This window comes from Mesorhizobium bavaricum (assembly GCF_056781655.1).
In genome coordinates this window covers 5,654,204-5,666,220 of record NZ_CM165566.1, presented here as the reverse complement: position 1 = coordinate 5,666,220, position 12,017 = coordinate 5,654,204, and the positions used below count along the sequence as shown (strand labels likewise).

General features: G+C 60.7%; 11 protein-coding genes. 7 read left to right on the top strand and 4 right to left on the bottom strand.

The genetic code is table 11. From position 1 onward, the window contains the following. Positions 1–75 precede the first annotated feature (75 nt). Positions 76–648, bottom strand: a complete 573-nt coding sequence (locus AC1RZR_RS27750; protein WP_379105869.1) for an ABC transporter ATP-binding protein — start codon at positions 646–648, stop codon at positions 76–78. Between the two features lie 134 nt (positions 649–782). Beyond that, on the bottom strand, positions 783–1,574 hold the full coding sequence (locus AC1RZR_RS27745; RefSeq protein WP_481826609.1) for an ABC transporter permease: 792 nt from the start codon (positions 1,572–1,574) through the stop codon (positions 783–785). Between the two features lie 345 nt (positions 1,575–1,919). Here AC1RZR_RS27745 and AC1RZR_RS27740 point away from each other — a divergent pair, with 345 nt between their 5' ends. The 3 genes from AC1RZR_RS27740 to AC1RZR_RS27730 all read left to right on the top strand — a co-directional run bounded on the left by AC1RZR_RS27740 (position 1,920) and on the right by AC1RZR_RS27730 (position 5,580). Then, on the top strand, positions 1,920–3,908 hold the full coding sequence (locus tag AC1RZR_RS27740) for a UDP-N-acetylglucosamine 4,6-dehydratase (protein WP_481826608.1): 1,989 nt from the start codon (positions 1,920–1,922) through the stop codon (positions 3,906–3,908). A 78-nt stretch (positions 3,909–3,986) separates the two neighbouring features. Continuing rightward, positions 3,987–4,919, top strand: coding sequence for a glycosyltransferase family 2 protein (locus AC1RZR_RS27735; protein WP_481826607.1), 933 nt, complete (start codon positions 3,987–3,989; stop codon positions 4,917–4,919). Between the two features lie 121 nt (positions 4,920–5,040). Continuing rightward, complete coding sequence (locus AC1RZR_RS27730; protein ID WP_481826606.1) at positions 5,041–5,580, top strand: sugar transferase; 540 nt, start codon at positions 5,041–5,043, stop codon at positions 5,578–5,580. A gap of 51 nt (positions 5,581–5,631) precedes the next feature. Here the strand turns inward: AC1RZR_RS27730 and AC1RZR_RS27725 are convergent, their stop codons facing one another. Together AC1RZR_RS27725 and AC1RZR_RS27720 are read right to left on the bottom strand one after the other, a co-directional pair. After that, positions 5,632–6,579 (bottom strand): NAD-dependent epimerase/dehydratase family protein, encoded by a 948-nt coding sequence (locus AC1RZR_RS27725; RefSeq protein ID WP_481826605.1) that lies wholly within the window; start codon positions 6,577–6,579, stop codon positions 5,632–5,634. Continuing rightward, complete coding sequence (locus AC1RZR_RS27720) at positions 6,576–7,874, bottom strand: O-antigen ligase family protein (RefSeq protein ID WP_481826604.1); 1,299 nt, start codon at positions 7,872–7,874, stop codon at positions 6,576–6,578. Before AC1RZR_RS27720 ends, AC1RZR_RS27725 begins: the two co-directional genes overlap by 4 nt. On the opposite strand from AC1RZR_RS27720, the gene AC1RZR_RS27715 reads away from it, so the two are divergent. The 4 genes from AC1RZR_RS27715 (at position 7,822) to cysQ (ending at position 12,016) form a co-directional block, all read left to right on the top strand. Then, a complete protein-coding gene (locus tag AC1RZR_RS27715) occupies positions 7,822–8,235 on the top strand; it encodes a hypothetical protein (protein WP_481829187.1) in 414 nt (137 codons plus the stop codon). The two genes, AC1RZR_RS27720 and AC1RZR_RS27715, sit on opposite strands and share 53 nt — an antisense overlap. Before the next feature lie 112 nt (positions 8,236–8,347). After that, positions 8,348–9,253 carry a sulfate adenylyltransferase subunit CysD gene (gene cysD / locus AC1RZR_RS27710; protein ID WP_477275895.1) on the top strand — a complete coding sequence of 302 codons (906 nt, stop codon included), beginning with the start codon at positions 8,348–8,350 and terminating at the stop codon, positions 9,251–9,253. Positions 9,254–9,255: 2 nt separating this feature from the next. After that, entirely contained in the window at positions 9,256–11,193 is a 1,938-nt protein-coding gene (cysN, locus tag AC1RZR_RS27705) for a sulfate adenylyltransferase subunit CysN (protein WP_481826603.1), read from the top strand. Between the two features lie 10 nt (positions 11,194–11,203). Beyond that, the gene (cysQ, locus tag AC1RZR_RS27700; protein ID WP_481829127.1) at positions 11,204–12,016 is read left to right on the top strand and encodes a 3'(2'),5'-bisphosphate nucleotidase CysQ; all 813 of its coding nucleotides are present in this window, start codon (positions 11,204–11,206) and stop codon (positions 12,014–12,016) included. Position 12,017: the final 1 nt, after the last annotated feature.

Below are 12,017 nucleotides of genomic sequence, written 5' to 3'. Positions count from 1 at the left end.
CTCGGTGACATATGCCACCTGTTCGCAGGAACTCCTTCAAAGCCGCGGATACGAGGCAAACAATCGCCAGGCGAACTAAGTCAGCGACTCCACCCGGCCGGCTTGAAGTGTCAGTCTCTTCGTGCAAACGCGCTCGATCAGGGTGTGATCGTGACTGGCCAGCACGATGATGCCGGCCTTTTCCGCCAGTTCGTCCATCCGCCGTTTGGCCTTTTCCTGGAACGACGCGTCGCCGGCGCCAATCCATTCATCCATCAACAGAATTTCAGGCTCGAGCGTGGTCGCCGCTGCAAATGCCAGACGTGCCGCCATGCCCTGGCTGTACGCCTTGAACGGCAGGTCGATGAAGTCGCCCAATTCGCTGAAATCGATTATTTCTTCCATCTTCTCTTCGATCTCGGCCGCGGTCCAACCGCTGATCAACCCCCTCAGCACGATGTTCCTGCGCCCGGTGGCCTCGGGACGAAACCCTATGCTGATGTTGAACAGGGCATCGACCTTGCCCGCGATCGATATGGTGCCGCCCGATGGCTGATAGATTCCATAGAGAACCTTGAGCAGGGTGGTTTTGCCGGCGCCATTCGGGCCGACAAGCCCCAACCGGTCGCCCGCCTTGAGTTCGAAGCTGACATCATCGAGCGCCTGCACGACCTGCCTTGTGCCCGACTTTGCTATGTTGCCGCCGAGAGCGCTCCGACGTCGGCCAGGCGCCGAAAGCGTCAACTTTTCAAACAGCCGATACACGAGGCTGACATTGTTCAGTTTGATAGAGGTCATGGAACTCAGATCAGGAAAACGATGCGCTTGCGATAACGGCCCAGCAGCAGCAACGCAAGGGCCCAGACGCCGAGGCAGACGTAACCCGTTACCATCAAGGCGTGCGTCGGAAATATGCCCGCCGTGATCGGCTCGCGCACGCCCTCCAGGAAATAGGTGAACGGGTTCCAGTGGTAGGCATATTTTTGAACGCCTTCTTGCCCGCCATAGACCCAGAAGACCGGCGTGAAGAACATGCCCACCCGCATCATGTTCCCGACGATGAACTCACTATCGGGAAAGAAAGCACCCAGGAACGCAAAGAGCGTGACGAGTGCGGGAGTTGCCAAGATGATAAGCAACAGGCCCAGCAACGACAGCAGCCAGTTTGTGTTGATCCCGTAGCCGGCCAGCAGCAGGATAAGAACGCAACCCGCCATAGAATAACCAGCCCGGATGATGCATTGCATCGTCAATCGCATCACATATACGAACAACGGCAGCGTGGTGCCTTGAATGAAGCTCGCTTCGCGCTGGAAGAGGGACACGCTCATGGTGATGGTTTCGCTGAGATAGAACCACACCAGCATGCCGATGGCTACATAGGCTATGTAGCTCGGGTCGCCTGCGTCTTTGGTCACGAAAACAAAGACAAATGTGCCGACGAAAGCGAAATAATTGACCAGCATCCAAAGCGGTCCCAGGGTCGTGCGTCTGTGCTGGTCGCCGATGTCCTCGTGGGCGAGCGCGATCCAGACCCGGTGCAACCTCATGGCCTTCGAGATGTCGTCAAGCGCGCCGGTTAATGCCGAAATCATTGTTGGGAGTGTCGCAATCTGTTGTTCCGGCGCTTCATCTCTTCCAGCCCGTTCGAATCTTCAGGCCCATGATGAACCGCCACCGACCTCTTAATAGCCATTGCGACGTGCTTATGGCAACGCACTGCGTTTTAATGTCGCGAATAGGGCGTCAGGTCAGATCCGAAGACCTCTCGCACTTTTGAAAAAAACATCTGGCTATGACTTCGGGCCCGCAGTATGCGATACAGCACCGGCGGGGGCCGGGGATGGCACTTTGAGAAAGGTGATCGGCCACGAATGGTCTTCGTGTTCGCACTTTTGGTGATATCCATGTCGGGTGAGCCTGGAGTCTAGTGCCGTCCAATGAATTCTTACCTCGAAGCTGTACTTGGACTCAGGCCGGGGATGCGGCGCGCCTTCATCATGGTCCAGGACGTGGTCATGGTCCTGGTCGCCGTGGCGCTCAGCCTTGTGCTTTCGCGGTCGAATCTTTCGTTCGATCCGCTCTCCAACCAGGGTTTGGCAACCTGGGCGGGCATTGTTGTCATCGGCCATTTTCTGTTCAGGTATTGTGGTCTCTATACGACCGTCTGGCGCTTCGCCTCGACGCCCGACTTTTTCAATATCCTGAAGAGCTGCGCAATTTTGACGCTCGCTCTGTATGCCGCTTCGATGCTGGTTCGCTCTTTCCAGCCAGTGCAAGGGCTCAATGAGCGTCAGTTCATCGTCTTCTTCCTGGTCTCCTTCACCGTCATATCGGCGCCACGGCTGTTCTACCGCTTCCTGCGTGACGGTGCGAGCTGGGGCATACTGAGCAGCAAGACCGACAAGGCGCAGGCCAAGCAAGCGTTGTTCGTTGGCCGGCTCGGAGAAGCCGACCTGATCATTCGCTTCACGCGCACGGCGGAGCCTGCGGACTATTCCATCGCCGGGATCATGGCGACCGAGCGCGGCGTGCCATCGGGCACACGGATTCAAGGCGTTGCCGTGGTTGCGACCCAGCCGCGTCTGATCGACGTCCTGGAAGACTATGCGAGCGGCACCAAGAGCCTGGACTTGCTGATTTTCGGCAGCGGCGCCGAGCGGGAGATCGAGGAATATTCGGAGCTCGTCCGCGTCGCCCGGCACGGCGACATAGCCGTCGTGCAGTTCTCCGGTCTCTCGGAACTGGAACAGCACGGGAAGCTGGTTCTCGACGCCGTCGAGATGGAAACGATCCTGCGCCGTCCGACAGTGCCGTCCGATGTCGAGCGTATCGGTGCTTTTGTTGGCGGCAAGCGTGTTCTGGTAACAGGCGGTGCCGGGTCGATCGGCCGAATCTTGGTCAAACGATCGTTGGAGCTGGGGGCGGAGGCGGTGCTCGTCGCCGACAACTCCGAGTTCGGCATCTTCCAGTTGAGCCAGTACATTGACGAGAAGCACCACGACCGTCTCAAGGTCCGCATCGTCGATGTCGCGGACCGGCGCCAGATAACGCGTGTCGTCACGGAATTCAGACCGGACATCGTTTTTCACGCCGCGGCGCTCAAGCATGTTCCGCTGCTCGAGGAAAACTGGGATTCGGCCATCCAGACCAATGTCTTCGGCACGCTTGTCTGTGCCGAGGTCGCCGCCAAGTGCGGGGTTGCGCAGTTTGTCCTGATATCGAGCGACAAGGCGGTGGATCCCTCATCGGTGCTTGGCGTGACAAAACGGGCTGCCGAACAGATCGTCAGCGCCTTGCACGGGACGCCCTCGATCGAGCCGGGTGCGCGTCGATCGGTCACCAAGTTCGTAGCCGTCCGGTTCGGCAATGTCTTTGGCAGCAACGGTTCGGTGGCGACCATATTCCAGGCGCAGATCGAGGCCGGTGGACCTGTCACCATCACGGACAAGCGCATGACACGCTATTTCATGACCGTGGCCGAGGCCGTCGATCTCGTCATCATGTCGGCGGCCGATGCCGCGTCGCGGCACAGCGGCGAAGATTATGCCGTCTACATGCTCGACATGGGCAAGCCGGTGCCGATCCTTGAAGTGGCCGAGACGATGATCCGTCTGGCCGGAAAGAGCCCATACACGGACATTCCAATCCGGTTCACCGGTATAAGGCCGGGCGAAAAGCTCCACGAAACGCTGCACGGCGAAGATGAGGAACTCGTCGAACTTGGCATTTCGAAGATCTTTGGCCTGAGCACGGATGTCGTGGAATGGTCGGATGTCCAGGCCGCGCTCACGACGCTGCAGCAGTCGGTGAAGAACCAGGACAAGGCTGCTGCACTCGCCGTGCTGGCAGGCCTTGACCGCGCCAAGAAGGCCAGGGGGACCATTCATCAGGACGTGATCCCGAAAACGGCCGGGCAGGCGACCTAACTCAATTCGGAAAGCGATCTTGATCGTGGATCGGACAAGCCCGGCCATTCCTGGGCACTTGCAGGATGTTGGAAGCTCGTGAGCAAAGAAGATCTGCGCATCGCAGTCCTGATGGGCACGAAAGACGGCGCCGCCTTCATCGATGAGCAGCTGCAATCCCTGCTTGCGCAGTCGCACCCCCTGGTCGACCTGTGGATCTCCGACGACGGCTCTCTCGATGGCACCATCGCCATCATCGAGACATGGAAATCCCGCTGGCCCAAGGGTCGAGTGACCCTGATGGAGGGGCCGCGGCAAGGGTTCGCCGCCAATTTCCGATCGATGATCCTCGACCGGCGCATCGATGCGGACTGCTATGCCTTCTGCGACCAGGACGATATCTGGGAGCCCGACAGGCTGGAGAGCGCCATCAGCTGGATGCAGGCCTATGACCCAAAAACCCCGCTGATGTTTTGCTCGCGGACCGCGACCATGACAGAAACGGGAAGCTTGGTCGGCCATTCGCCGCTGTTTCGCCGGCCGCCATCCTTTCGCAACGCGCTTGTGCAAAGCATCGCCGGCGGCAACACCATCCTGCTCAACGCCGCGGCACGCGACCTGTTGGCCAGGGCCTCCGCGCGGACCGGGTTCGTCAGCCACGACTGGTGGGCCTATCTCATGGTGACCGCCGCTGGCGGCATCGTCCGCTACGATCCGCGGCCGCTGGTTCGCTACCGGCAGCATGCGGCAAACCTGGTTGGCGCCAACGTGTCGTGGAGGGCAAGGTTTTCCCGGCTTGGTCGTCTGTTCAAGGGCGAGTTTGCAGGCTGGACGGATCGCAATCTTGACGGACTTGCCGTCAATCGCGACCTGCTGACCGGGGATGCCGCGGCGTGCGTCGACCTGTTCACAAACGGGCGGCAGGGCAGTCTTTTCCAGCGTTTGCGCAGCTTGCGCAAAACGGGTGTCTATCGGCAAACTCTTACCGGCACGCTGGGGCTCTATCTTGCGTTCATCCTGGGTCGCATCTGAGCATCGAACGGCTGCACGGTGTGCTTGGCCAGGCGATGACCTCATGCTACGTCGACCGGATTGACGGGCTTCGTCTGCGGCGTTGCCTCGGGGCTTTGGCAGGGAGCACGATCGGCCGTTCATGAAGGCAACCAAGCAAATCGTCGATCTTGCCGGTGCGGCTCTGCTGCTGGTGGTCACATCGCCTGTTCTGGTGCTCGCCGCCATTGCCGTTCGGGCATCGTCGCCCGGTCCGGTCATTTTTTCGCAGACGCGGGTTGGCCGCGACGGCCTGCCTTTTCGCTGTCACAAGTTGCGGACGATGTACGTCGGAACGCCGTCATTGCCGACGCACGAGGCGCCCGCGAATTCCGTGACGTCGGTTGGTAAGGTCTTGCGGAAGTTCAAGCTCGATGAGCTGCCGCAGTTCTGGAACGTTTTGAAGCGCGAGATGAGCCTGGTCGGCCCGCGTCCCTGTTTGCCCACTCAAACGGAACTGATCGAGTGTCGCAGGCGGCTGGGTGTTTTGGCGGCACTTCCGGGCATTACCGGCCTGGCCCAGATCAGGGGCATCGATATGTCGAACCCCGAGCTTCTGGCCGAAACGGACGCCGCCTATCTCAGGACGGCATCGTTCTGGCTCGACCTTCGGATCATGTTTGGAACGCTCTATCGCAGCTGAGCAGACCAAGATCCCACAAGTGGAAGCCGGTTTCTGCAAAAAAGATATGGCTCAAGCAAGAAGTCGAGCTTTGCTGACCCGGGCTAGCTCGGCGAGCCGCTCCAGCGTGCCGGTTTCAGGGGCCCACCCCTGCGACATCAGCAGGGCTGGGTCGCATATCTGCGTCGCGGTCATGCTGTCCCAAAACGCCCGGCTGCCCAGAACGGCCGCGGCCGGTCGTATCAGGCCGGCCGGTATCGCGATCAGACGCTTCGGTCGTCCGAAACCGCTGCGAAAGGCGGCGATGATGGCGGTGACCGCGACCGGCGGCACATCGGCGCCAACATAGATCGGGCGAAGCGTCCCCGAATGGATCAGCAGGTGCGACACCGCTCGTGCCGCAGCCTCGGAGGACATCAGCGAGCGGATTCCCGTCAAGGCGCCCGTGGGCAGCGGTAGCGCCGTATCAGCCAGGCGCATCAGTGTCCCCAGGTTTCCCTTCATGCCGCTTCCATAGACCGGAGGCAGGCGCAACACGGCGGCATCGGAACGGCCGTGCGATGCATAGGCTTCCAGAACCTTGATCTCGCCTTCGCGCTTCGAGCGCCCGTAGACGCATTGCGGGGCAGGAAGCGTGTTCTCGTCGATCGTTGCGCTGACGCGAGCGCCGATCACGGCCCGGATCGAGGAGAGGTGGATGAAACGTCCGCTCGCCTGTACGGCCGCGGCATGCGCCAGCCGCGCGCTCAATTCCACATTTGCCGCCCGATAATCGGCTTCGGTGGCATTGCCCTGGTCATTGTTCAAGCCGGCACAATGGACGACGTGGTTCACGTCCCTGGTCAGTTCCAGGAAGGCTGCGGCCGGCGCATCGAAACCGGGCATCGGCACAGCCTCGGTTCCCGAACCAAGCCTCTCCGGGTGACGGGAGGCGAGGCGAAGCTCGGCACCGGCCTCGCGAAGGTGGTGCGCGACAAGACGTCCGATGAAACCCGTCGCGCCTGTCACCAGGACTTTCATTGCCTTGCTCGCAACAGCTCTTGGGTGGTTGGTGGAAGTGCTTGCTCTTCAGGCAACGGAGCCTGACGTCCGGAGGCAAGATATGTTCCGCACACCAGGAAGACCATCAGCACCGAGTCTAGAATGTCATGGCCGACAAGGATGCCCGTCATCCCCGCCGTGAGATAGGTGATCACGACGATGACAATCATGGTGGCGCCGAACCGTTCGGCCGGATCGCCGCTGTTTCGCAACACCCGCGCGGCGTTTCCAGCGGCAGCGACAAAGATCGCCGCCAGCGTCGCGGCACCCAGAATTCCTGCTTGCACCAAGGCGGTCAGGAAGCCGTTGTGGAAATGGTTGAAGCCTGTGTCCATTGCGAACTGATCATGAAAGCCCTGCTTGATCAAAAGCTGACTCGCACCCACACCATGTCCGAACACTGGCATGTCATGGAATGCCTTGAGGCCGATGTCCCAAAGCGCAACGCGTATACCCAACGACGTGTCGTAGTTGCCGTGGGTGCCCATCTCATCCCAATCGGAATGCAGAAAGTCGACGCGCCCGGAGATCGCCTGGAAGCCGAAAGCGGCGATCACGATGCCGACTGCCACAAGCAGATGCAGCAGGCGAACGGCATTCCTGCCTCTGAGCCTGTGTCGGTTGATCAGCAGAACCGCGATGCCGGCAATCAGCAGGGCCAGCCAGACAATACGCGAACCGGAATAGATGATGGCGATCGTCCCGGCCAGCGCGGCGTAGAAGAGGGGGCTTCGGGCTCGCTCTATGCCTGACAAGGCACCGGCCACACAGACCACCACGGCAAGGCAGAGGACGGTTGCGAAGACGATCGGATTTCCGGCCCCGCCCTCGGCCCTGACCCCAACCCAATACTGCTGGATGACGGCCATGAGCAGCGCGACAAAACAGGCGACCATGCTGCTGAGCACGACAATGCGGGCAAGCGTGGTTTTGTGCGTGATGCTCCAGGTCGAATAGGAGACAGGGAAAAACAGGAAGGTGACGAGCGGGATAAGGTGTGGCGCATCTCTGACGAACGAGTTGTTGACGATGGAAGCCACGAGATTGGCCGCGCAGTAGGCGTAAATCGCGACCGTCAGCCAGATCATGGGCCGGTCGGCGTTGAAGCGCCTTTTCCCGGAGGCAATCAGCACGACGGACGCGAGGGCTCCGCCATTGAAAACAAAACTGACCACCGATCCCAGAACCGGTGGAAAAAAGAAGCACAGGATGGAGAAGTAGATGTTCACGCGCGAGGGCGTGAGCTGCTGTCTTATGGATGAAAGCCGGTTCAATGCTCTAGGTCGCAATTCTCTGGGAGCGATAGGTGTCATTAGCGGAAACGGATATGACCGCTTCGAATTTGCACGTGTTCCATCATGCGTCGCGCTCGTCTTCAACGGCCGGTATAGCGGCTGGGCCCCTTTTTCGATAGTCCGGCAAGGCGGGGCTGCCATCAGAAATCGACGGCCACCCGACGGGCGCCTGCGGGTGGCAACTTGCGCGTTCAGCCAGGCAATATTTTTCCCGGCTTTTCTTGTCGGCTCGCCCTGTGAGCAGGAATTTCCGGGTTTTGTGACGCGTATGGAAAATTCATTCCCGAACCGCGCGCCGCCGGGCAGTCTTGCATTGTTCTCGACAACCGCGATCTGCTAGAACGCCGGCACGAAAGAGATTGTCCAGAAGCAAGGCTTGAACCGGGCGCAAAAAGCTCGATGATTTGAGGCAAGGTCTTCTGTCGGAAGGCACGAAAGAACGCTCACAGTCCATGACCATAGCGCTTACGCATCTGCAGCGGCTTGAAGCCGAGTCCATCCACATCTTCCGCGAGGTTGCGGCCTCCTTCGCCAAACCGGTCATGCTCTACTCCGTTGGCAAGGATTCGTCCGTGCTGATGCATCTGGCGATGAAGGCGTTTTATCCCGCAAAGCCGCCGTTTCCCTTCCTTCACGTCGACACGACGTGGAAATTCCGCGAGATGATCGCCTTTCGCGATCAGATGGCGCAGAAATTGGGCTTCGATCTGCTGGTTCATGTCAACGAAGATGGCGTGCGCGATAACATCAATCCGTTCGATCACGGTTCAAACACACATACCCATGTGATGAAGACCGTGGCGCTGCGCCAGGCGCTCGACAAATACGGTTTCGACGCGGCCTTTGGCGGCGCCCGCCGCGACGAGGAGAAATCCCGCGCCAAGGAGCGCATATTCTCCTTCCGCAACGCTCAGCATGTGTGGGACCCGAAGAACCAGCGACCCGAGATGTGGAAGATATTCAACACCCGCATCGCATCGGGCGAATCGATCCGCGTCTTTCCGCTGTCGAATTGGACCGAGCTCGACATCTGGCAGTATATTCTGCAGGAAAACATCCCGATCGTGCCGCTCTATTTCGCCAAGCAGCGGCCGGTGGTCGAGCGCGACGGCATGCTGATCCTGCGCGATGACGAGCGCATGAAACTGCGGCCCGGCGAGACGGTGGAAAACCGGCTTGTGCGGTTCCGCACGCTCGGCTGCTATCCGCTGACCGGCGCCATCGAATCGGATGCCGACACGCTGGAAGCCATCGTTGGCGAAATGCTGACCGCACGCACCTCCGAACGGCAGGGTCGCCTGATCGACCGCGATGAAGCCGGCTCGATGGAAAAGAAGAAGCGCGAGGGGTATTTCTGACCATGCGCCACATCATGGCAAAGAGCCTCGCACCCACCGACGGCGTCCGCGACTATCTGGCGGCGCAGGAGAAGAAGTCGCTGCTGCGCTTTCTGACTTGCGGCTCCGTCGACGATGGCAAGTCGACGCTGATCGGGCGCCTGCTTTCGGACACCAAGCAGATTTTCGAGGACCAGCTCGCCGCGCTCGAACGCGATTCGCGCAAGCATGGCACGACCGGCGACGACATCGATTTCGCGCTTCTGGTCGATGGCCTCGAGGCCGAGCGCGAGCAAGGCATCACCATCGACGTCGCCTATCGCTTCTTCGCCACGCCGAAGCGCAAGTTCATCGTTGCCGACACGCCCGGCCATGAACAATACACCCGCAACATGGCGACCGGCGCCTCGACCGCCGATTTGGCGATCGTGCTGATCGACGCCCGGCAAGGGGTGCTGCGCCAGACAAGGCGCCATTCGATCATTGCCTCGCTGCTCGGCATCCGGCACATCGTGCTGGCCGTCAACAAGATCGATCTCGTCGGGTTCGACCAGGCGATCTTCGAACAAATCACCGAGGCCTACCGGCAATTCTCGCGCGATCTCGGTTTCCAGACCATCGTGCCGATCCCGATGTCCGCCCGCTACGGCGACAACGTCTCCCGCCGCTCGGAAAGCATGGAATGGTATTCCGGCCCGACGCTGATCGAGCATCTCGAAACCGTTTCGGTGGACGAAGCGGTGGTCGAACTGCCGTTCCGGTTTCCGGTCCAGTATGTCAATCGTCCCAATCTCGACTTTCGCGGCTTTGCCGGCACGATCGCGTCGGGCTCGGTCGCGCCCGGCGACGAAGTGGTTGTCGCCAAGTCCGGCAAATCCTCGCGCGTCAAGCGGATCGTCTCGTATGGCGGCGACCTCAGCCAGGCCGCGGCCGGTCAGGCCGTCACCCTCGTCCTTGACGACGAGGTCGAGATCTCACGCGGCAACATGCTGGTTTCGCCTGCCGCACGGCCGCAGGTTGCCGACCAGTTCGCCGCCAACATCGTCTGGTTCGACGAGCATGCGCTGCTGCCCGGCCGCTCCTACATCCTGCGCACCGAGACCGACCAGACCAGCGCCACCATCACCGACCTAAAATACCGGATCAACGTCAACGACTTTGCCCATGAGGCGGCCAAGTCGCTTGAAATGAACGAAGTCGGCATCTGCAACATCTCGACGCGGACACCGATCGCCTTCGATCCCTTCGCCGAGAACCGCACCACTGGCGCATTCATCCTGATCGACCGCATCAGCAACGCCACGGTCGGCGCCGGCATGATCCTCCACTCGCTGCGCCGCGCCGAAAACATCCATTGGCAATCGCTCGATGTCGGCAAGCGCGTCCGTGCCGACATGAAGAACCAGCGGCCCGCCGTATTCTGGTTCACAGGATTGTCGGGCTCCGGCAAGTCGACCATCGCCAACCTGTTCGAAAAGAAGCTGTTCGCCACCGGCCGCCATACATATATCCTGGATGGCGACAACGTTCGTCACGGTCTCAACCGCGATCTTGGTTTCACCGACGCCGATCGCGTCGAGAACATCCGGCGTGTCGCCGAAGTGGCGCGTTTGATGGCCGATGCCGGACTGATCGTCATCGTTTCGTTCATCTCGCCGTTCAGCGCCGAGCGGCGCATGGCACGCGAATTGATGGCCGACGGCGAATTCATCGAGGTGTTTGTCGACACGCCTTTCGAGGAATGCGCCAGGCGCGATCCGAAGGGCCTCTATGCCCGCGCGCTGAATGGCGAGATCAAGAATTTCACTGGCGTGGATTCGCCCTACGAAGCGCCGGAAGAACCGGAAATCCATCTGAAGACGCTCGGCAAATCGGCCGAAGAGATGGTAGACGCCCTGGAACACTGGCTGAACGAGCGAGACATTGCCGAAGACCAATACGACAACGGCGGCGGCATCTGACGACAGGCTGATGCTCGAAATCTTCGAGCGGCTGGCCCTGGCGGCCGGACGCGAGGTGATGCGTGTCTTCCACGCCGGCTGTGCGGTCGACCGCAAGTCCGACGCCTCGCCGGTGACCGAGGCGGACCGCGAGAGCGAGAAGATCATTCTCGCCGGACTGCGCGCCGCATTTCCCGACATTCCCTGCGTGGCCGAGGAGGAAGCATCCGCCGGCATCGTGCCACCGGACCTGGATGGGGCCTTCTTTCTCATTGATCCGCTCGACGGCACCAAGGAATTCGTCAACCGTCGCACCGACTTCACCGTCAACATCGCGCTTGTCCGTCACGGCGTGCCGGAAGTCGGTGTCGTCTTCGCCCCATGCAGTGGCCGTTTTTTTTCGGGGCGGCCGGGCAGGGCGGAAGCCATCGAGGTCGACGGCGACTACCAGATCGCAAACCGCCGGCCGATCTCGGTGAGAACGGCTGTGCAGCCATTGGCCGTTGTCGCCAGCCGCTCCCACAACACGCCGGAAACCGAAGCCTATATTCGCGATCTCGGTGCGGCCGAAATCGTCTCGGTCGGTTCGTCCTTGAAATTCTGTCTTCTTGCCAGCGCCGAAGCGGATGTCTATCCGCGCTTCGGACGCACCATGGAATGGGACACGGCGGCGGGCGATGCCGTGCTGCGCGCGGCCGGCGGCATGACGCGCACGTTGGACGGCCGGCCCCTGGTCTACGGCAAGCGCAAGCAGAGCGATGACGAGGATTTCGCCAATCCGCATTTCATTGCCAGCGGCAAGGTTGGCGCCAGCGGCAGGACAGGCGAGGTCAGCCCCAACTGAG